At 68.8% G+C, this 20,735-nt stretch carries 19 protein-coding genes; 10 read left to right on the forward strand and 9 right to left on the reverse strand.

The genetic code is table 11. The annotated features are described in order from the left end of the window. Window positions 1–28: 28 nt before the first annotated feature. Both C5F48_RS04265 and C5F48_RS04270 read right to left on the reverse strand, forming a co-directional pair. Window positions 29–919: a DMT family transporter gene (locus tag C5F48_RS04265; protein ID WP_107662666.1), complete on the reverse strand. Its 891-nt coding sequence runs from the start codon at window positions 917–919 to the stop codon at window positions 29–31. Between the two features lie 18 nt (window positions 920–937). Then, window positions 938–1,351, reverse strand: coding sequence for a Fur family transcriptional regulator (locus C5F48_RS04270; RefSeq protein ID WP_107662667.1), 414 nt, complete (start codon window positions 1,349–1,351; stop codon window positions 938–940). Window positions 1,352–2,006: 655 nt separating this feature from the next. Here C5F48_RS04270 and C5F48_RS04275 point away from each other — a divergent pair. From C5F48_RS04275 to C5F48_RS04310, 8 genes are all read left to right on the forward strand, one after another. Beyond that, window positions 2,007–5,669: a vitamin B12-dependent ribonucleotide reductase gene (locus C5F48_RS04275; RefSeq protein WP_107662668.1), complete on the forward strand. Its 3,663-nt coding sequence runs from the start codon at window positions 2,007–2,009 to the stop codon at window positions 5,667–5,669. Between the two features lie 99 nt (window positions 5,670–5,768). Continuing rightward, complete coding sequence (locus C5F48_RS04280; protein WP_107662669.1) at window positions 5,769–6,272, forward strand: cell wall hydrolase; 504 nt, start codon at window positions 5,769–5,771, stop codon at window positions 6,270–6,272. 57 nt (window positions 6,273–6,329) lie between these two features. Beyond that, complete coding sequence (locus C5F48_RS04285) at window positions 6,330–6,779, forward strand: hypothetical protein (RefSeq protein ID WP_107662670.1); 450 nt, start codon at window positions 6,330–6,332, stop codon at window positions 6,777–6,779. Window positions 6,780–7,001: 222 nt separating this feature from the next. Next, the gene (locus tag C5F48_RS04290; protein ID WP_107662671.1) at window positions 7,002–7,259 is read left to right on the forward strand and encodes a FeoA family protein; all 258 of its coding nucleotides are present in this window, start codon (window positions 7,002–7,004) and stop codon (window positions 7,257–7,259) included. Beyond that, window positions 7,250–7,498, forward strand: coding sequence for a FeoA family protein (locus C5F48_RS04295; RefSeq protein ID WP_107662672.1), 249 nt, complete (start codon window positions 7,250–7,252; stop codon window positions 7,496–7,498). The genes C5F48_RS04290 and C5F48_RS04295 overlap by 10 nt, the downstream gene beginning before the upstream one ends. Continuing rightward, entirely contained in the window at window positions 7,495–9,801 is a 2,307-nt protein-coding gene (gene feoB, locus C5F48_RS04300; protein ID WP_107662673.1) for a Fe(2+) transporter permease subunit FeoB, read from the forward strand. Before C5F48_RS04295 ends, feoB begins: the two co-directional genes overlap by 4 nt. A gap of 3 nt (window positions 9,802–9,804) precedes the next feature. Beyond that, entirely contained in the window at window positions 9,805–10,041 is a 237-nt protein-coding gene (locus tag C5F48_RS04305) for a FeoC-like transcriptional regulator (protein WP_107662674.1), read from the forward strand. A 144-nt stretch (window positions 10,042–10,185) separates the two neighbouring features. Further along, window positions 10,186–11,481: an MFS transporter gene (locus C5F48_RS04310; protein WP_107662675.1), complete on the forward strand. Its 1,296-nt coding sequence runs from the start codon at window positions 10,186–10,188 to the stop codon at window positions 11,479–11,481. Window positions 11,482–11,699: 218 nt separating this feature from the next. Here the strand turns inward: C5F48_RS04310 and C5F48_RS04315 are convergent, their stop codons facing one another. From C5F48_RS04315 to dddP, 5 genes are all read right to left on the reverse strand, one after another. Beyond that, the gene (locus tag C5F48_RS04315) at window positions 11,700–12,764 is read right to left on the reverse strand and encodes a flagellar motor switch protein FliG (RefSeq protein ID WP_107662676.1); all 1,065 of its coding nucleotides are present in this window, start codon (window positions 12,762–12,764) and stop codon (window positions 11,700–11,702) included. A 57-nt stretch (window positions 12,765–12,821) separates the two neighbouring features. Continuing rightward, a complete protein-coding gene (locus C5F48_RS25050) occupies window positions 12,822–12,980 on the reverse strand; it encodes a hypothetical protein (RefSeq protein WP_169310900.1) in 159 nt (52 codons plus the stop codon). A 139-nt stretch (window positions 12,981–13,119) separates the two neighbouring features. Next, window positions 13,120–14,424, reverse strand: coding sequence for an adenylosuccinate lyase (gene purB / locus C5F48_RS04320; protein ID WP_107662677.1), 1,305 nt, complete (start codon window positions 14,422–14,424; stop codon window positions 13,120–13,122). 124 nt (window positions 14,425–14,548) lie between these two features. Then, on the reverse strand, window positions 14,549–14,785 hold the full coding sequence (locus C5F48_RS04325) for a putative hemolysin (RefSeq protein WP_245941288.1): 237 nt from the start codon (window positions 14,783–14,785) through the stop codon (window positions 14,549–14,551). Further along, window positions 14,782–16,119 carry a dimethylsulfonioproprionate lyase DddP gene (dddP, locus tag C5F48_RS04330; protein WP_107662679.1) on the reverse strand — a complete coding sequence of 446 codons (1,338 nt, stop codon included), beginning with the start codon at window positions 16,117–16,119 and terminating at the stop codon, window positions 14,782–14,784. The genes C5F48_RS04325 and dddP overlap by 4 nt, the downstream gene beginning before the upstream one ends. Window positions 16,120–16,248: 129 nt before the next feature. On the opposite strand from dddP, the gene C5F48_RS04335 reads away from it, so the two are divergent. Further along, the gene (locus tag C5F48_RS04335; RefSeq protein ID WP_107662680.1) at window positions 16,249–17,052 is read left to right on the forward strand and encodes a heme-dependent oxidative N-demethylase family protein; all 804 of its coding nucleotides are present in this window, start codon (window positions 16,249–16,251) and stop codon (window positions 17,050–17,052) included. 335 nt (window positions 17,053–17,387) lie between these two features. Here C5F48_RS04335 and efp read toward each other — a convergent pair whose 3' ends face one another. Then, entirely contained in the window at window positions 17,388–17,954 is a 567-nt protein-coding gene (gene efp, locus C5F48_RS04340) for an elongation factor P (RefSeq protein ID WP_107662687.1), read from the reverse strand. A 103-nt stretch (window positions 17,955–18,057) separates the two neighbouring features. On the opposite strand from efp, the gene epmA reads away from it, so the two are divergent. Further along, window positions 18,058–19,110, forward strand: coding sequence for an EF-P lysine aminoacylase EpmA (gene epmA / locus C5F48_RS04345; RefSeq protein WP_107662681.1), 1,053 nt, complete (start codon window positions 18,058–18,060; stop codon window positions 19,108–19,110). A gap of 7 nt (window positions 19,111–19,117) precedes the next feature. On the opposite strand, the gene C5F48_RS04350 is transcribed toward epmA, so the two are convergent. Then, window positions 19,118–20,614 (reverse strand): alpha/beta fold hydrolase, encoded by a 1,497-nt coding sequence (locus C5F48_RS04350; RefSeq protein WP_245941289.1) that lies wholly within the window; start codon window positions 20,612–20,614, stop codon window positions 19,118–19,120. Window positions 20,615–20,735: the final 121 nt, after the last annotated feature.

Genomic DNA, 20,735 nt, shown 5'->3' on the forward strand with positions numbered 1-20,735 from the left:
CCCTGTGCTGCGGAAGTTTGCCGCTCTATTACCCTGCGTCGGGCCGCATGGAAAGGGCGCGCCGCCGCAGCCGCTGCTCGCGCGCGAAGGTGTAGAGACCCGAGCCGATGATCAGCGCGGCCCCGATCAGCACCCAGCGGTCGGGCCGCTCGCCGAAGACCAGGGTGCCGATCACGAGGGCGAAGATGAGGCGCGAATAGCGGAAGGGGACGATGGCCGAGACCTCGCCGACGCGGGTGGCGAGGATCACCGTCCAGTAGCCGACGAAGCCGAAGAGCAGCGCGCCGCACAGGAGGCCCAGCTGCGCCGGGCTCGGCCAGACCGCGCCGCCGCCGATCAGCAGCATGCCCGCGCCGAGCACCGCCACCGTGACGAAGGCCCAGGCGCCGACCTGCATCGTCGAGATGCTGGCGGGCAGGCGGCGGGTGGCGATGTCGCGCACCGACATGCCGATCACCGCCAGCACGCCCCAGAGCGAGGCGAGATCGAAGCCGTCGAAGCCCGGGCGGATGACGATAATCACGCCGACGAAGCCGACCGCGATGGCGCTCCAGCGCCGCCAGCCCACCGTCTCGCCCAGAAACACCGCCGCGCCGAAGGTGACGGCCAGCGGCGTCGCCTGCAGGATGGCGGAGATGGTGGCCAGCGGCACCAGCGCCAGCGCGGTGATGAAGCCCGCCGTGCCGATCATCTCGCCCGCATTGCGCCAGAGCACCGGCCCCGCCAGCGCCTCGCGCGACCAGATGCTCTTGCCCTCGCGCGCGGCGAGCGCCGCGAACAGCGGCGTGCCGGCGATCCCGAGGAACAGCAGCACCTGCCCGGTCGGCAGGTCCACCGCGACCAGCTTGATGAACATGTCCTCCACGGCGAAGGCCGCCATCGAGGCGACCATCATGAGGATGCCGCGCAGGTTTTCCATACTGTCCTTGCCGGGCGCTCAGCCCTTCTTCACCGGGGTGCCGTAGAGCTCCAGCCGGTGCCCGATCAGCTTGTAACCGAGCTTCGCCGCGATGCGTTCCTGCAGCGCCTCGATGTCGGGATCGACGAATTCGATCACCTCGCCCGAGTTCATGTCGATCAGGTGGTCATGATGGTCTCGCTCGGCATCCTCGTAGCGCGCCCGCCCGTCGCCGAATTCCAGCCGCTCGAGGATGCCGGATTCCTCGAAAAGCTTCACCGTGCGGTAGACCGTGGCGATGGAGATGCGCGGGTCGATCGCCGAGGCGCGGGCATAGAGCTCCTCGACATCGGGGTGGTCCTCGGCGGCGCCGATCACCCTCGCCACGATGCGGCGCTGTTCGGTCATCCGCAGGCCCTTCGCCTCGCAGCGCGCGATGATGTTCTCGTTCATGGCGGATCCTGGTGTGGTCGGTCTTCGGGACTTAGGCCATTTTGTCGCGCCGGAAAAGCCTGCTTCGGCGTCCCGACAGGACGGGGCGCCATGCCTCTACCACGTATTGTGGTGGGGGGATTCTCTGCTGCACCCGCGCCCCTGCCAAAGAATCGGGCGGAGGCCGGGAGAGCCTGGGGATTCTGCGCAACAGGCGGGAAATGGCTGCTCAGGCGGAAGAAAGAGTGTCGCAGGGGACTGGAGGTCGGCGGCGCAGTTCATCCACGATTTCAGGGCAAAGCCGCAAAGGCCGCCGGCGCCTGAGGATTTGCCGCTTATCCACCAAACCGTCCAAAGTTATCCACTTATCCGTCCCCAGGTTGGAGGCCTTGGTGAATCGGCATCGGGCCGGCCAAGCCCCGCCGGTCAAGGCGGAAATGGGCCTGCCGCGAAAAATTTCACAGTTGCCGCCCCCCTTATTTTACGACACTTTGACGAAACGCCCGCCATGGGCACAATATATAGTGTGCGTCGCCGTACTGCCAAAGTCCCCGCCGATTGCGCCCCAAGCGCCGGACGATGCCCCGCCTTCGCGGGACCTGAGGGTTTTGCACACAGGCGAGCACCGATGCATTCTCGGGGCCGCGCCCCGCACCGAACACAGGAGACGGGGCAGATGAAGATCGAGCGGAAGTTCACCACGGCCGAGACGGGCGCCTATGGCGCCATCGACTTCGCGACCACGGTTTCCGAGATCCGCAATCCCGACGGCACGGTGGTCTTCCGCAACGAGGCGGTGGAAGTGCCGGCAGGCTGGAGCCAGGTGGCCTCCGACGTTCTGGCGCAGAAGTATTTCCGAAAGGCGGGGGTTCCGGCCAAGCTGAAACGCGTGAAGGAAAAGGGCGTGCCCGAGTTCCTCTGGCGCTCGGTGCCGGACGAGGCGGCGCTGGCGGCGCTGCCCGAAGACCAGCGCATCATCGGCGAGACCAGCGCCAAGCAGGTCTTCGATCGTCTGGCCGGGGCATGGTGCTACTGGGGCTGGAAGGGCGGCTATTTCACCACCGAGGCCGATGCCCGCGCCTATTACGACGAGATGCGCTTCATGCTGGCCCGGCAGATGGCCGCGCCGAACTCGCCGCAGTGGTTCAACACCGGCCTGCACTGGGCCTATGGCATCGACGGCCCGTCGCAGGGCCACTACTACGTCGATTACCAGACCGGCAAGCTGACCAAGTCCGACTCCGCCTACGAGCACCCGCAGCCGCATGCCTGCTTCATCCAGTCGGTGAAGGATGATCTGGTCGGCGACGGCGGCATCATGGATCTCTGGGTCCGCGAGGCGCGGCTGTTCAAATATGGCTCCGGCACCGGCACCAACTTCTCCAGCCTCCGTGGCGAGGGCGAGAAGCTGTCGGGTGGCGGCAAATCCTCCGGCCTGATGGGCTTCCTCAAGATCGGCGACCGCGCGGCGGGGGCGATCAAGTCGGGCGGCACCACGCGGCGCGCGGCCAAGATGGTGATCTGCGACATGGATCACCCCGATGTCGAGCAGTTCATCAACTGGAAGGTCATCGAGGAGCAGAAGGTCGCCAGCCTCGTGGCCGGCTCCAAGATGCACGAAGCCAAGCTGAACGAGATCTTCACCGCCATCGGCGCCTGGGACGGCTCGATCGCCGACGCCACCGATCCGGCGAAGAACGAGGCGCTGAAGGCGGCGATCCGGTCGGCCAAGAAGGTGATGATCCCCGAGACCTACATCAACCGCGTGCTGCAATACGCGCGGCAGGGCTTCTCCTCGATCGAGTTCCCGACCTATGACACCGACTGGGATTCCGAGGCCTATATCTCGGTCTCCGGCCAGAACTCCAACAACTCGGTCCGCGTCACCGACGCCTTCCTCAAGGCGGTGCGCGACGATGCCGACTGGGCGCTGATCCGCCGCACCGACGGCAAGGTGGCCAAGACCATCAAGGCGCGCGATCTCTGGGATCAGGTCGGCCATGCCGCCTGGGCCTGCGCCGATCCGGGCATCCAGTTCCATGACACGGTGAACGCCTGGCACACCTGCCCGGAGGACGGGCCGATCCGCGGCTCGAACCCATGCTCGGAATACATGTTCCTCGACGACACGGCCTGCAACCTCGCCTCGATGAACCTGTTGACCTTCTATGCCAACGGCAAGTTCGACGCCGACGCCTATGTCCATGCCACCCGGCTCTGGACGGTGACGCTGGAAGTCTCGGTGATGATGGCGCAATTCCCCTCGCAGGAAATCGCCCGGCTCTCCTACGACTTCCGCACGCTGGGGCTCGGCTATGCCAACATCGGCGGCCTCTTGATGAACATGGGCTTCGGCTACGACTCCGCCGAAGGCCGGGCGCTCTGCGGCGCGCTGACCGCGATCATGACCGGCGTCTCCTATGCCACCTCGGCCGAGATGGCGGGCGAGCTCGGCGCCTTCTCGGGCTACCAGCGCAACGCGAGCCACATGCTGCGCGTCATCCGCAACCACCGCGCCGCGGCCTATGGCAAGACCACCGGCTACGAGGCGGTGAATGTGGCGCCGGTGCCGCTCGACCATGCCAACTGCCCCGACCTGTCGCTGATCCCGCTGGCGAAAGCGGCCTGGGACGAGGCGCTCTCCCTGGGCGAGCAGCACGGCTTCCGCAACGCGCAGGTGACGGTGATCGCGCCCACGGGGACCATCGGTCTGGTGATGGATTGCGACACCACCGGCATCGAGCCGGACTTCGCGCTGGTGAAGTTCAAGAAGCTCGCGGGCGGCGGCTACTTCAAGATCATCAACCAGTCGGTGCCCGCGGCGCTGGAAAAGCTCGGCTACCGCTCGTCGCAGATCTCCGAGATCGTCGCCCATGCGGTCGGTCACGGCTCGATCGGCAACTGCCCCGGCATCAACACCACCGCGCTGATCGGCCACGGCTTCGGGTCGCGCGAACTCGACAAGATCGAGGCGGCGCTGCCCTCGGCCTTCGACATCCGCTTCGTCTTCAACCAGTGGACGCTGGGCGAGGATTTCTGCAAGAACACCCTCGGCATCCCGGCGGCCAAGCTGGCCGATCCGACCTTCGACCTCCTGCGCCACCTCGGCTTCTCCAAGGCGCAGATCGACGCGGCCAACGACCATGTCTGCGGGACGATGACGCTGGAAGGCGCGCCCTTCCTCAAGCCCGAGCACTATTCGGTCTTCGACTGCGCCAATGCCTGCGGCAAGACCGGCAAGCGCTATCTCTCGGTCCAGAGCCACATCCACATGATGGCCGCGGCGCAGAGCTTCATCTCGGGCGCGATCTCCAAGACGATCAACATGCCGAACTCGGCCTCCATCGCCGAGACGCTGGCGGCCTACGAGCTGTCCTGGTCGCTCGGCATCAAGGCGAACGCCCTCTACCGCGACGGCTCGAAGTTGAGCCAGCCGCTTGCCTCCGCCCTGGTCGAGGATGACGAGGAAGCCGAAGAAATCCTCGCCAACGGCTCGGCGCAGGAAAAGGCGATCGTTCTGGCCGAGAAGATCGTCGAGAAGGTGATCGTCAAGGAGATCATCCGCTCCAACCGCGAGAAGCTGCCCGAGCGCCGCAAGGGCTACACCCAGAAGGCCATCGTCGGCGGTCACAAGGTCTACCTGCGCACCGGCGAATACAAGGACGGCACGCTGGGCGAGATCTTCATCGACATGCACAAGGAAGGCGCTGGCTTCCGGGCGATGATGAACAACTTCGCCATCGCGGTCTCGGTCGGCCTGCAATACGGCGTGCCGCTGGAGGAGTTCGTCGAGGCCTTCACCTTCACCAAGTTCGAACCGGCCGGCATGGTGCAGGGCAACGAGACGATCAAGAACGCGACCTCGATCCTCGACTACATCTTCCGCGAACTGGCGGTCTCCTATCTCGACCGCACCGATCTCGCCCATGTCAAACCGCAGGGCGCGTCCTTCGACGATCTCGGCGGCGGCCATGACGAGGGCAAGCGGTCGAACCTGTCCGAGGTCTCCGAAGCCGCAGCCTCGCGCAGCCTCGAGGTGCTGAAACAGATCAGCTCCACCGGCTATCTGCGCAAGCGTCTGCCGCAGGAGCTGACCGTGCTGCAGGGCGGGATGTCCGTCTCCAGCTTCGATGCGGTCTCCACCCTCGGCGGCATGCTGACCGAGACCCGCGGCGCGACCGCGCTCGCCACCGGGACTGTCGGCATGGACGCCCGCACCAAGGCCAAGATGCAGGGCTACGAGGGCGACCCCTGCGGCGAATGCGGCAACTACACGCTGGTGCGCAACGGCACCTGTATGAAGTGCAACACCTGCGGCGGCACCAGCGGCTGCAGCTGAGCGCGAAGACCTCCGGATCGGGCAGCCGCCTGGTCCGGAGCAGGCCTTGATGTGCCTGCGCCATGCGGTAGAAAGCTCTTACCCAAGGACGGAGCCGCGATGACATTCCCCCGGTCGACACGTTTCCCCGCCCTCTGCCTCGGCGCGGCCCTGTTGCTCTCGGGCTGCGGCCTGTTCCACCGCGCGACGCCGGAGGAATGCATGGCGCGGGCGATGTATTTCGAATCCAACCGTTCCAGCCGCGACGGCATGATCGCCGTCGGCACCGTGGTGATGAACCGGGTCGAATCCGACCAGTTTCCCGACAGCATCTGCGAGGTGGTGGCGCAGAAGCGGCAGTTCGCCCCCGGTGTGATGACGCGCCGGATGGACCAGCGGTCGCTGCCCAAGGCGCGCGAGGCGGCGCGGGCGGTGCTTCGCGGCGAACGGCATCCGCTGGTCGGCGAGGCCAAGTTCTTCCACACCGCCGGCCACCGCTTCCCCTATGACAACATGCATTACGTGCTCGTCACCGGCGGCAACGCCTTCTACGACAAGCGCCCCAGCGCGCTGGTGACCCAGCGGGTGCCGCCCGCCCCGGTGGACGGGCTGACCGGCTGGTAAACCCGGCGGGGTGACGCCGGGCTCGGTCTGTGTCACAGAGGGGGCACAGGAGGCGCGATGTTCAACGACTGGAAGAAGGAAAAGGCCGTGCAGGCCCGGATCGACGCGGCGCAGGCCGTGGTGGACCGGCTGGAAACTTCGAAGCCGCATGTCGTCGACGGCCTTGCCGCCGAGGCGCAGCTCTGGGCCGCCCGCTACCGCGCCGAGGGGCAGGAACTGCTGGAGATCGCGGCCTGGACCCCGGCGGAGCGGACCCGCTTTATCTCCAAGGCCGAGACGAAGATCGCCGCCCTGCGCAAGCAGCGCGCCTATGACAGCAGCGACGGGCTGGCGGTCTGGCTGCACAGCGCCCTCGCCCTGACCGAGCCGCGCGTCGCCCCCGCCGCCCGCAGCCTCTGGCAGATGCTGTCCGGCGCCGGCGACAATGCCCGGACCATGCTGGCCGAGAAGCTGGCCGAGGCCGATCTGCCACCCGAACCCGACCTGCGCCGCCCCGAGGGGTTCTAGCGAACCGGCCCTGCGCCGGGGCTTTCCCACGTCTTTGCCCTGCGTCTCCCCGCGGGGTTCAGTCCCGCGGCTCTGGCTGCGTCCCGCTGCTGGCTTCCGGCCTGCGACACTTGCCTGCGTCAAGGTGTCCCCTCCGCATTCCCGACTGAAAGACTAAACTACCTGCAGGGCCCGCGCCCCCGGTCCGGGGCTCCGGCCTGTTCACGAGGATCATGAGCAGGGATGACCGAGATGCATATGCCGCTGACGCTGATGGACGGGGGAGGGCGCGGCCAGGTGACCGCCATTCTCGGGGGGCGCGAAATGCAGCGGCGGCTCTCCGACATCGGGATCCTGATCGGCCGCGAGGTCGAGGTGATCCGGCGCGGCGGTAGCGGCCCGCTGGTGGTGGCGGTCGGCGACACCCGGCTGGCGCTGGGGCAGGAGGTCTCGCGCAGGATCTTCGTCAGCTCGCACCCGGAGGCTGCGGCATGCCCCTGAGCCTGAAGGACATGGCGGTCGGGGCCAGCGCCCGGGTCAGCGGTTTCCGCGCCGGGGCCCCTGCCTACCGGCAGAAGCTCCTGTCGATGGGCCTGACCCCCGGAACCGCGCTCACCCTGCTGCGGGTTGCCCCGCTGGGCGACCCGGTGGTGATCGCGGTGCGCGGCTACCAGTTGTCGCTGCGCAAGGCCGAGGCCGAAGCGCTGGAGATCGACATGGCCGAGGGCCTTCCGGCATGAGCGCGCGCAGCATCGCCCTCCTGGGCAACCCGAATTGCGGCAAGACCACGCTGTTCAACGCCTTGACCGGTACGCGGCAGATGGTCGGCAACTGGCCCGGCGTGACGGTCGAGAAGAAGGTCGGCAGCTTCAGCCATGCCGGCCGCAGCTACGAGCTCGTCGACCTGCCTGGCACCTATTCGCTCGGTTCCGGCCATGCCGTCTCGATCGACGAGCGCATCGCCCGCGACTACGCGCTGTCGGGCGCGGCGCAACTGGTGGTGAACATCGTCGACGCCTCCAACTTGGAGCGCAACCTCTACCTGACGGTGCAGCTGATCGAGATGGGCCTGCCGCTGGTGCTGGCGCTGAACATGACCGATGTCGCCAAGGCGCAGCGCATCGCCATCGACACGGCGGCGCTGTCGCGCCGGCTCGGCTGCCCGGTGGTGCCGATGGTCGCGGCGCAAGGGCAGGGCGTGGAAGCGCTGAAGGACGCCATCTCCCACGCGGTCGATCTGGGCGCCGGGCCGGCCCTGCCCTTGCACTATCCGCCCGAAATCGAGGCGGCTGTGGCCGAGCTGCTGCCGCAGGTGCAGGACGCGGCGGCGCGGCGCACGGCGCGCTGGATCGCGCTGGAGCTGCTGGAGGGCGACGCGACGCTCGGCACCCGGCTGCCGGCGCTGGCCGGCAATGTGGCCCGGCTGCGCGGATCGGTGGAAGAGGCGCTCGGCTATGACGCCGACACCGCCATCGCCAGCGCCCGCTACGATCTGGTGGCCGAGATCGCCGGCGGGACGGTGCAGCGCGGCGCGCAGCTCGACCGCAGTCTGTCGGACCAGATCGACCGGGTGGTGCTGAACCGCGGCCTCGGCATCCCGCTCTTCCTCGTCATCATGTATCTGATGTTCCTCTTCACCATCAACATCGGCGGCGCCTTCATCGATTTCTTCGACCTCGCCGGCGGCACGCTCTTCGTCGATGGGACGGCGCATCTGCTGGAACGGCTGGGCAGCCCCGACTGGCTCACCACGCTCTTGGCCGACGGGGTGGGCGGCGGCTTGCAGACCGTCGGCACCTTCGTGCCGGTGATCGCCTGCCTGTTCCTCTTCCTCTCGGTGCTGGAGGATTCGGGCTACATGGCGCGGGCCGCATTCGTCATGGACCGTTTCATGCGGCTGGTCGGGCTGCCGGGGAAATCCTTCGTGCCGCTGATCGTCGGCTTCGGCTGTAACGTGCCCGCGATCATGGCGACCCGCACGCTGGAGAACCAGCGCGACCGCACCCTGACCATCATGATGACCCCCTTCATGTCCTGCGGCGCCCGGCTGCCTGTCTATGCACTGTTTGCCGCGGCCTTCTTCCCGACCGGCGGGCAGAACCTGGTCTTCGGCCTCTACCTGATCGGCATTATCGCCGCCGTCCTCACCGGGCTGGTGCTGAAGCACACGCTGCTGCCGGGCGAGACCTCGCCCTTCGTCATGGAGCTGCCGCCCTATCACCTGCCGACGCTGCGCGGCGTGCTGTTGCGCAGCTGGGACCGGCTGAAGGGCTTCGTGCTGAAGGCGGGCCGGATCGTCGTCGCCGTGGTGGTGGTGCTGGCCTTCCTGAACTCCTGGGGCCGCGACGGCAGCTTCGGCAACGAGGACAGCAACACCTCCATGCTCTCCGAGATCGGCCGCACCATCGTCCCGGTGTTCGAGCCGATGGGCATCCGGCCGGAGAACTGGCCCGCCACGGTCGGCATCTTCACCGGCATCCTCGCCAAGGAGGCGGTGGTCGGCACGCTGAATGCGCTCTACGCCGGCATGGCCGCGCCTGAGGCCGGGGCGGAGCCCGCGCCCTTCGATCTCATGGCCGGCCTTTCCGAGGCGGCGGCGACGGTGCCGGCCAATCTTGCGGCGCTCGCCGGGGCGCTGACCGACCCGCTCGGCCTCGATCTGGGCGATGTCAGCTCTCCCGCGGTCGCGGCCGAGGCGCAGGGCGTCGACGCCGGGATCTTCGGTGCGATGGCGTCGCTGTTCGACGGAAGGGCAGGGGCCTTCGCCTATCTGCTGATGGTGCTGCTCTACATGCCCTGTTCGGCGGCCATTGCCGCGGTCTGGCGCGAGACCGACTGGCGCTGGACCGGCTTCGTCTCGGCCTGGACCCTGCTGATGGGCTATGGCTCGGCGGTCGTCTTCTACCAGGTGGCGACCATCGCGCGGCATCCGGCAAGCTCGGCGCTGTGGATCGCCGCGGTGTTCGGCGCCTTCGCCGTCACCGTGCTGGCGCTGCGGCGCATCGGCGGCGCGAAGCCGCTGCCGCTGGCGGTCGGGGGCTAGGCCATGCTGATCCAGCTGAAGGCCTATCTCGAGGCGCGCGGCCGGGCCAGCCTGACCGAGATGGCGCTGCGGCTCGGCAGCGACGAGGAGGCGGTGCGCGGCATGCTGGCGCATTGGATCGCCAAGGGCCGGGTGGCGCGGCTGTCCTGCCCGCCCGCCGCCTGCGCCAAGTCCTGCTGCGGCTGCCCAAGCGCCGCGGCGGAGATCTACGAGTGGCGCGGGGCCGGCGCCGCCGGCTGAGCCCGAGCCAGTCGTCCGGCGCAACCCTGCCATGCAGGCGCAATTCCTTGTCCTGCTGCGACTTTTATTCGCAGCTTCCTTGCGATACCCGCCCCGGACTGGGGTGATCCGTTCGCGGCGCCCTTTCCAAGGAACGGACATATCATGACTGACCTCTCTGCCAGGACGGCCGCCGAGGGCGGGGCCCGGGCGTTGAACTCGCCGTCGCGGGTGCTGGCCGCCAGCCTGATCGGCACCACCATCGAGTTCTTCGATTTCTACGTCTACGCCACCGCCGCCGTGCTGATCTTCCCGACGCTGTTCTTCCCGGCTTCGGACCCGACCACCGCGCTCCTGGCCTCCTTCGCCACCTTCTCCATCGCCTTCTTCGCCCGGCCCTTCGGCGCCGTGGTCTTCGGCCATTTCGGCGACCGCGTCGGGCGCAAGGCGACGCTGGTCGCAGCGCTGATGACGATGGGCATTTCGACCGTGCTGATCGGTCTCCTGCCGACCTACGAGAGCATCGGCGTCGCCGCGCCGCTGCTCTTGGCGCTCTGCCGCTTCGGCCAGGGCTTCGGCCTCGGCGGCGAATGGGGCGGGGCGGTGCTGCTGGCCACCGAGAACGCGCCCGAGGGCAAGCGGTCCTGGTACGGCATGTTCCCGCAGCTGGGGGCGCCGGTCGGGCTGTTCCTGTCGTCGGGCTTCTTCTGGGTGCTGCTGCATTTCATCAGCCAGGAGGACCTGCTGAGCTGGGGCTGGCGCACGCCCTTCCTCGCCTCGATCCTGCTGATCGGCATCGGGCTCTGGGTCCGGCTGTCGATCACCGAGACGCCGGAATTCGCCAAGGCGATGGCGAAGGAGGAGCGCGTCTCGGTCCCGGTGGTCGAGGTGTTCCGCAGCCACAAGCGCAGCCTGTTCCTCGGGACCTTCGTGGCGCTGGTGACCTTCGTGCTGTTCTACATCTGCTCGGCCTGGCTCTTGTCCTACAACGTGAAGGTGCTGGAGATCCCCTTCACCGAGGCGCTGGCGGTGCAAATCTATGGCTCGGTGATCTTCGGCCTCGCCATCCCGCTGGCCGGCAAGGTGGCCGACCGGGTGGGGCGCTACGGCTTCCTGATGGTGGTGACGGTGCTGATCGGCCTCTTCTCCTTCGCGCTGGCCCCGCTGATGGGGGCCGGTCTCGCCGGGATCTATGCCTTCGTGACGCTGGGCATGTTCCTGATGGGGCTGACCTATGGCGTGATCGGCGCGGCGCTGGCCGCGCCCTTCCCGACGCGGGTACGCTATACCGGATCGTCGATCACCTTCAACCTGGCCGGGATCTTCGGCGCCTCGCTGGCGCCTTATGCCGCGACTTGGTTGCAGCGCAGCTACGGGATGAGCCATGTCGGCTACTACCTGCTGGCCGCCGCGGTGATCACCCTGGCCTGCATCTGGGCCTCGGGCCGCGACGAGGTCTGAGCAAAGGGGGAAGCGGTCCGCCGCTTCCCCCGCCTCGACGGACGTCGGCTGCGACGTCAGGCTCGGAGGCCACTCTGGCGACGCTTCTCCAGCCCTGATCGGTGCCCGGCGTAGCCCATGCCGCACCCGTCCTCCTCCGGAGCCGCACCGCCTTGCCAGTTCCGTTACCGCCCTGACCGCAAGACGCGCCAGCGCTGCCCAGATCCCCCTCAGGGGCCTCACTCGTCCTCCTCCACGATCAGCACCACCTCGCCGCTTTCCTCCAGCTGGCGGATGCCGGCGACCACGGCGTTCATCGCCTCCTCTGCCTCCTTCTCCTTCACCTTGCCGCGCTGCCCGGCCTCCTCGCGCAGGCCCTGCGCCATGCGTTGCGACATGTTGGACAGCAGGAATTCCGCGACCTCCGTCCCCTCCGGCGTGGTCTGGGCCGCGGCAAGCGCGGTGACGAGGCGCAGCTGGTCCACCACCCGTATCACCTTCGGCACATCGCGCGGGCTCAGCCGGGCGGGGATGTGCTGGAAGGTGAAGATCGCCTTGCGCACCTTCTCGGCGAAGGCCGCGTCGGCCTCCTCCAGCCCCTTGAGCACCTCGTCGCGGGTCAGGGCGGGTGAGACGTTAAGGATCGCGCCGACCCGGTCCACCGGCGTGCCGCTGAAGGCGCGGGCGGGCTGGTTGGCGAATTGCGCCGCCAGCGACTGGCCGATGCGCCGCACCGTCTCGGGCTCGACGCTTCCGGTCATCGACACGGCATAGGCCACCCGCCGCGCCTTCTCGCCCGGCAGCTTGCCCAGAAGCTCCGCCGCCTTGGGCACCGGCAGTTTCGACAGCATCACCGCCGCCACCTCGGTGCTTTCCTGCTCCAGCACAGGCAGCAGCTCGTCCACCGGCAGGCCGATCAGCTTTTCCCAAGGATCGCCCTTGCCGCCGGAGCCGGCGAGGCGGCGCAGGCGGTTGGCGGTGTCGGGGCTGATATGGCCGTCCATCACCGCCAGCGCGCCTTCGAGCCCGCCGGGGAAGGAGAGGCCGACCTGATCGAGCTCGTCGAGGAATTCCTCGATCACCGCGGTCATGGTGGCGCGGTCGACGCTGCGCATCCGCGCCATCTGTTCGGTCAGCCCGGCCTGAAGATCCTCGGGCAGGCTGCTGAGCGGCGGCAGGCTGCCGCCCTCGGCCAGCATGAGCCGGACGATGATCGCGGCCTTTTCCCGCCGGGTCAGGCCGCGCGGGCCATCCTCGGCGCCGCCGCCGCGCGTCGGGGTGATCTTTGCCAGAACCTGTGCCATGCCGCCTCCGATTCTTCAGGACGCAGGCAGCATGGCGGCAGGCCGGTTAAGGCCGGTTTAGCTCGAGACGGTCACGCAGGCCTTCAGCGCCGGATCATAGCTCTGATTGTCGGCGCAGGCCGAGGCGGTGACGTTGCGGCTGTAGGGGCAGCCCTCGGCCAGCGCCAGCGTCGGCGCGAGGGTCAGGGCGATCAGGGCAAGGGCGGGTATCTTCATCGGCAGTCCTCCTTGGGGCGCGATGCGCCTGTTGATCTTGGAACAACGGCAGGAACGGCGTCGGACTCGCAATGAAGCAAGGATAGCACGGATTTCGTCGCGGCGAGAGGCCAGAGGAGCCCCGCGCCGCGACGGGCGATCACTTGCCGAAGACCCGGGCGAAGATCGTGTCGACATGCTTGGTATGATAGCCGAGATCGAACTTCTCCTCGATCTCCGCCGGGGTCAGCGCGGCGGTCACTTCCGGATCGGCCAAGAGCTCCGTCTTGAAATCGGCGCCCTGTTCCCAGACCTTCATCGCATTGCGCTGCACGAGGCGGTAGCTGTCCTCGCGGCTGACCCCGGCCTGCGTCAGGGCCAAGAGCACGCGCTGGCTCATCACCAGACCGCGGAACTTGTTCATGTTGGCCAGCATGTTCTCGGGATAGATCACCAGCTTCTCCACCACGCCGGCCAGACGGTGCAGCGCGAAGTCGAGCGTGATCGTCGCATCGGGGCCGATGGCGCGCTCGACCGAGGAATGGCTGATGTCGCGCTCGTGCCACATCGCCACGTTCTCCAGCGCCGGGATCACCGCCATCCGCACCAGCCGGGCGAGGCCGGTCAGGTTCTCGGTCAGCACCGGGTTCCTTTTGTGCGGCATCGCCGAGGAGCCCTTCTGGCCGGGCGAGAAGAACTCCTCCGCTTCCAGCACCTCGGTGCGCTGCATGTGGCGGATCTCGATGGCGCAGTTCTCGATGCTGGAGGCGATGACGCCCAGCGTGGCGAAGAACATCGCGTGCCGGTCGCGCGGGATGATCTGGGTCGAGATCGGCTCGGGGGTGAGGCCCATCGCGGCGCAGACATGTTCCTCGACCGACGGGTCGATATTGGCGAAGGTGCCGACCGCGCCGGAGATCGCCCCGGTCGCCACTTCGGCGCGGGCGTTCACCAGACGCGCGCGGTTGCGCGCCATCTCGGCGTAGAAGCGGGCGAAGGTCAGGCCCATGGTGGTCGGCTCGGCATGGATGCCGTGGCTGCGGCCGATGCGGACGGTGTGCTTGTGCTCCATCGCCCGGGTCTTCAGCGCGGCCAGCACCCGGTCGACCCCGGCCAGCAGCAGGTCGGCGGCGCGCACCAGCTGTACGTTCAGCGTGGTGTCGAGCACGTCCGACGAGGTCATGCCCTGATGCACGAAGCGCGCCTGATCGGCGCCGATCAGCTCGGCCAGATGGGTGAGGAAGGCGATCACGTCATGCTTGGTGACCTCCTCGATCGCGTCGATGCGCGGGATGTCGAACTGCATGTCCTTGGCGCGCCAAACCGCTTCGGCATGGTCCTTCGGGATGACGCCGATCGCGGCCTGCGCGTCGCAGGCATGGGCCTCGATCTCGTACCAGATGCGGAACTTGGTCTCCGGCGACCAGAGGGCGACCATTTCGGGGCGGGAGTAGCGCGGGATCATCGGACAGCCTTTTCGGTTTGCGGGAGAGGCGCGCCCCGATTAGCCGCTGCGGGCCGGGGTGGCAAGGCTGGGCTGCCGCAGGGTCAGGGGGAGGAGCAGGGCCGGCGGCCCGTCGCCGCCCGGGTCAGAGCGGGTCGGCGTCGCGGTAGAGCTTCCATTCCTCCAGCGTGCTGCCGTCCTTCAGGTGGCAATAGCCGGCCAAGCCGCCCTGTTCCTGCCGCATCTCCATCCGGCCGCCCATCCGGGCGCAGAGCGCCGGGGCCGGATCGGCCATGCCGACCCGCCGCATCTCAGCGCCCGGCTCTTCACCCCCGCCGCAGGCGGCGAGCAGCAGCGGGGCCAGCATCAGGTATCGCATCATCGCTCTCCCATGAGCGCCGGATCGAACGGATAGCGCGTCAGGTTCTCGTGGCCGGTCTCGGTGATCAGCACCTGATCCTCCAGCTTGATCGAGAAGTCGCCGCCCTCCGGCGAGACCAGCGCCTCGACACAGAGCACCATGCCGGGCTCCAGCGCAACCTCGAAGGCGCCCTCCACCCAGGCGTCGGGGTAGGGCACGAGGGGCCATTCGTCGCAGAGCCCGACGCCATGCATCTTGCAGGAGTATTTCTGCGCTTCGTAATGCGGCGCCAGCTGGTGCCCGCCATGGGTCAGCTCGCGCACCGTGACCCCCGGACGCAGCATCGCCATGTTGGCGTCGATATGGTCACGGGCATGCAGCATGGCGTCGACCATCGCGCGGGGCGGCGGCTGATCGCCGATCCACCAGCTCCGCGAGATGTCGATGCAGAAGCCGTAGCTGCCGATCAGGTCGGTGTCGAAGCCGACGATCTCGTTCGGCCGGATGATCCGCGGCCCGCATTCCTGGAACCACGGGTTGGTGCGCGGGCCGGAGGCCAGGAGCCGCGTTTCGATCCACTCGCCGCCGCGGCGGATGTTCTCGGCATGCAGCACCGACCAGACGTCATCCTCCGAAATCGCGCCGCCCGGGATGCCCGCGCGCGCCGCCTGCTCCATCTCGGCGATGGCGGTCTCGCAGGCGTGGTGGGCGCAGCGCATGGCGAGGATCTCGTCGGGGCCCTTCACGGCGCGGGTGCGCTCGGCCACCTCCTCGCCCTCCAGCACCTCGAAGCCGGCCCGCTCCAGCGCGCGCAGGCCGTGGACCATGATCTTGTCCACCGCCAGCCGCCGGTTGGTCCCGGCATGGGCGCGCATCACCTCGGTCACCTGGCCGGCGAAGGAGGTCGCGTCGGCCTCGGTCCGGTCGCCGGAGGCGAAGTAGAAGAACGAGGCGCCGGAGCGGGTCTCGGCGACCAGCGGGTTGAAGCTGGCGAGGAAGGGGGACTGCTTGTAGTCCCAGAGCACCATATGCCCGTCGGCGCAGAGGAGGACGGCGCGGAACGGGTTGTGGCTGTTCCAGAGCTGCATGTTGGTGGTGTCGGTGGCGTAGCGAATGTTCATCGGATCGAAGAGCAGCAGCCCGCCGATGTCGCGCGCGACCAGCGCCTCGGTCAGCCGCCGCCAGCGATGCGCGCGCATTGCCGCGAGGTCCGGCAGCGCCAGCCCCGCCGCCCGCCATTCGGCGAAGGCGAGCTGGGTCGGGCCGATCTCCACCCGGTCGTTGTCATTGGGCGAGCCGTCGCCCAGCGTGGCGCCGCGGCTGGGGTCGATCTTGCGGCGGTCGGCGTAGGTCATGCTTGGGCCCTCCCTGATGCGCCGAGCCTCGGGCCGGGACGGCGCGCGGGCGCGCCTCCGGGCGACATGGCCGGCGTCGCAAAGCGCCCGCCCCTTTCTTTTCTCCGGCAGGGCGGGCAAGAAGGCGGCATGACCCCGATCCTGCAAGCCAGCCTGCCCTTCGCCCCCTGGATGGACCCCCGCACCTGGCGGCTGCCCGGCATCCTGCCGGTGGAGGGCGAGGACTGGCTCAGGATCGACGACGCCTATGCCGCGCAGATGGCCGAGCGGGACCGGCTGATCGCCGAGACTCCGGAGCTGGTCGAGGGGATGCTGGAGTCGGCGCGGCCGGCGGCGGAGGAGCTTTATGATGTCGTGCTGGATTGGCTGGCCCGCACCCCGGGCTTCACGGTTGCGGCGGGGCAGGTGACCCGGCCCGATGGCGTCGCCGTCCCGCTCGACCGCCGCCGGCCGCTGCTGACGCTGGGGCGGCTGGTGCAGGAGGATCTCTGCCTGCTGCAGGCCGAGGGCGGCGAGAGCCTGCTGACCGGGGCGGTGCTCTGCTTTCCCGCCAGCTGGACCCTGGCCGAGAAGCTGGGCCGGCCGATGATCCGGATCCATGTGCCGGTCGAGAGCTATACCGAAGCGGTCGCCCGGAGGGTGCAGCGGTTGTTCGACGCGATCCGGCCGGAGCAGATGCTGTGGCGGGCCAACGCGCTGGTCTACGACGACCCGGCGCTGCACCAGCCGCGGCCGGAGGGGGTGCACCGCCCGGCGCCGCGCGACGGGCGTTACCTGCGATCGGAACGGCAGGTGCTGCGCCGGCTGCCGGAGACGCGGGCGGTGGTGTTCTCGATCCATACCTATCTGGTGCGGATCGGGGATCTTGCGCCGGAGGCCCGGGCCGGGATGGCGGGGGCGGGGCTTTGGGGTTGGGAGGAGGGTGCGCAATGAATGCGCACCCTACGGGGTGTGGTTTTCACGCGTGAAAATGGGTGTAACGTCTTGGGATGGAAAGTGATTTCGTTCCGCATTAGGGTTTTGTTAACGGGTGGATGCAACCCCACCGTAGGGCAGGCGGCTTGGGTCGGACTTCGCGGGCGTTGCGCAAGGGTGGGGTGGAACCCCACCCTACGGGAAGGTCGGCCGGAAAGGTTGTGGGGCTTTCGTAGGGTGGGGTTTTACCCCACCCGGATCCGCGCTCGGTCGGCTGTCTCGCTCGACCCGCGCAAAGAAAAGGCGGCCCGCATCGCTGCGGGCCGCCCGGTGTCCGGAGCCGTGCGGGACGGTCAGTCCTTGGCGCGCTCGACGTAGGAGTTGTCTTCGGTGTTGATCACGATCCGCGTCCCGGCGCCGATATGCGGCGGGACCATCACGCGCACGCCGTTGGTGCACATGGCGGGCTTGTAGGAGGAGCTCGCCGTCTGGCCCTTCACCACCGGCTCGGTCTCGGTGATCTCGACCGTGACCTTCTGCGGCAGCTCGATGGCGATGGCGACGCCGTTGAAGGTCTTGAGATAGACCCGCAGACCCTCGGTCAGGAAGACCTTCTGGTCGCCGACCACATCCTCGGTCACCACCACCTGATCGTAGCTCACCGGCTCCATGAAGTGGTAGCCCTCGCCATCCTCGTAGAGGAAGTCGTATTCGCGCTCGTCGACATGGGCGCGCTCCACCTGTTCGGTGGTGCGCCAGCGCTCCGACACCTTGGTGCCGTCGGAGATGCGGCGCATGTCGACCTGGGTGACCGGCGTGCCCTTGCCGGGGTGGAAGTTCTGCGCGGTCAGCACGATGTAGAGCTTGTCGTCCAGCTCCACCACGTTGCCCTTGCGAAGCGTCGATGCGATGACTTTCACGGTGTATTCCTTGTGGTCCATGGCCGCGCGGATTAGGCAGCGCGGGCTTTGGTCCCGCGCCTAACCCATCCGATCCGAAATTTCCAGCCGAAAGCCGCCCCGCATGACAGCCTCCGCCGATTCCGCCGCATGGTGGCAGCCCCATCGCCACGCCGACCGCCGCCCCTTGCTGCTGGCGCGCAACCGCATCCAGCAGGGGCTGCGGCTCTGGCTGGCGGGGCAGGGCTTCACCGAGGTCGACCCCGTTGCGCTGCAGGTCTCGCCGGGCAACGAGGCGCATCTGCACGGTTTCGCCACCGAGGCGATCGGCAATGACGGGCAGGGGCGGCGGATGTATCTGCACACCTCGCCGGAATTCGCGATGAAGAAGCTCTTGGCGGCGGGCGAGACGCGGATCGCCGCCTTCGCCCATGTCTGGCGCAACCGCGAGCGCGGCGTGCTGCATTCGCCGGAGTTCACCATGCTGGAATGGTATCGCGTGGGCGAGGGCTACGAGGTCCTGATGCAGGATTGCGCGGCGATGCTGCGGCTGGCGGCGGAGGCGGCGGGCAGCCGGATGCTGCGCTTCCGCGACGCGAGCTGCGATCCCTTCGCCGAGCCGGAGCGGCTGAGCGTGGCCGAGGCCTTCCGGCGATTCGCCGGTGTGGACCTGCTGGCGACGGTCGATGCGGCGGGCGAGCCCTTGGCGGAACGGTTGCGGGCGCAGATGCAGGCCGCGGGGCTGAAGGCGGCGGCGGATGACACCTGGTCCGACATGCTGAGCCGGGTGCTGGTGGAAAAGGTCGAGCCGCATCTGGGCCATGGCCGCGCCACCATCCTCGACCGCTATCCGGTGGCCGAGGCGGCGCTGGCCCGGCCCGCCGCCGACGATCCGCGGGTGGCGGAACGTTTCGAGCTCTATGCCTGCGGGGTGGAGCTGGCCAACGGGTTCGGCGAGCTGACCAACCCCGCCGAGCAGCGCCGCCGCTTCGGGCTGGAGATGGACGAAAAGGCGCGGGTCTATGGCGAACGCTATCCGCTGGATGAGGATTTCCTCGCGGCGCTGGCAGAGATGCCCGCGGCCAGCGGAATCGCGCTCGGCTTCGACCGGCTGGTGATGCTGGCCACCGCCGCGCCACGGATCGACGATGTGATCTGGGCGCCGGTCGCTTTGTGACCCCCGCTCAGTAGAGCAGCGTCGACTGCGCGGTGAAGAGCGGGGTCGAGGCGGCGATCGACCAGGCGAGGATGATCCCCAGCGCCAGCCCCAGGGTCAGCGGGCCGGAGCGCGGCGCGAACCAGCGCGCCATCAGGCCGAAGACCATGAGGAACAGCACGAAGACCGGGATCACGGTGAAGAGGAGCCCCATCTGCCCGGGGGCGGCGAACATGGTGGCGGCGAGGGCGACCAGCGGCACGAGGGCCAGCAACGCCCGGCGCCAGAGCGGCGCGCCGTGGGCGAGCTGGCATTTCGCCAGCATGAAGGGGATCGTGCCGGCGCAGAGCACGAGCATCAGCGGCAGGCGCGGGCCGGTGGGCAGGAAGGCCGCGCCGTAGCGGTCGAGCGCCAGGGCGAAGGCGCCCAGCGCCCAGGCCAGCAGCAGGGCGAAGGCCTGGCCGTCGAAGCGCAGCGGCAGCCGGTGGTAATGCCGCAGCACGGCCAGCTGGATGCCGCCCCAGATGCCGAAGAACAGCGCCAGCCGGCCGAAGGCGGCGAGGCCGAGCAGCGGCTCGGCGAAGGCGAGGGCGGCGGAGGCGGCGGGGATCGCGGGGGCCAGCAAGAGCGCGAGGAAAAGCCCGCGCCCGACCGGCAGCGGCGGGGTGGGGCGTGGCGGCGGCAGGGCGGCCAGCGGCCAGGCCAGCGCGACGATGGCGGCGAGCAGGAGCGCGATCCAAGGGCCGGTGAAGGCCATCGCGGTGGAGGCCGGCAAACCGGCGGCGGCGGTGAGCCAGTCGCGGGTCTCGCGCAGGGTCGTCGGGCTCCAGAGCACGCCGACATGGCCGACGTAGGGCGCGGCCACGGCGCGGCGGCGGACCTCGCCGGCGGTGACCGTCTCGGCTTCCGGCGCCGGGGCGACCTGGGCCACGGCCTCCAGCGCGATCTCGCGCAGCCGGGCCTCGTGTGCGCCGGAGAGGATCAGCAGCCGGGCGGGGTGCTCCGGGGTGATGACGTCGGAATACATCGAGATCAGCGCCACCGTGTCGACCTCCGGCAGCTCGCGCGCGGTGCGCACCAGGATGTCGGTCGCCATCGAATGGCCGAGCAGGGCGGCGGGCCCCTCGACCCCCGGCAGGGCTTCGGCGGCGGCGATTACCGCCCGGGTCTGGGCGACCAGCTGCACCGTGGTGCCCTCGATCTCGGTCACGTCGGGCGACATGCCGAGCGGGCTGCGGCCCTGGCCGACGAAATCGAAGGAGACCACCGCCAGCCCGGCGCGGGCCAGGGTCAGGGCGATCGACTCCATCATCTGCCGCGATCCGGCGAAGCCATGGGCGATCACCACCAGCGGGCGCGGGGTCGCGTCGTCGAGCCGGTAGAGCGTGGCGCGGGTGTCGCCGATCCGCAGGTGGCGCAGCTCCAGCCCGGAGCGGGCGCGCTCCAGCATGGTGAGCGACAGGAGGGCGAGCAGGGCGGCGACGCAGGCGAGCGCCATCCGGCGGCGGCTTTGACGGTCGGACAACGGCAACACTCCCACGAAGACCCACGGGATCAGCATGTTCAGACCCGCCGGCGCAAGGCAAGCGGGTCCTGCAATGGCGGCTAAGGGAGGGTTTCCGCGCCGTGTCGGGCGCGCGCCCGCC

It is taken from the genome of Cereibacter changlensis JA139, from assembly GCF_003034985.1.
GTDB lineage: Bacteria > Pseudomonadota > Alphaproteobacteria > Rhodobacterales > Rhodobacteraceae > Cereibacter > Cereibacter changlensis.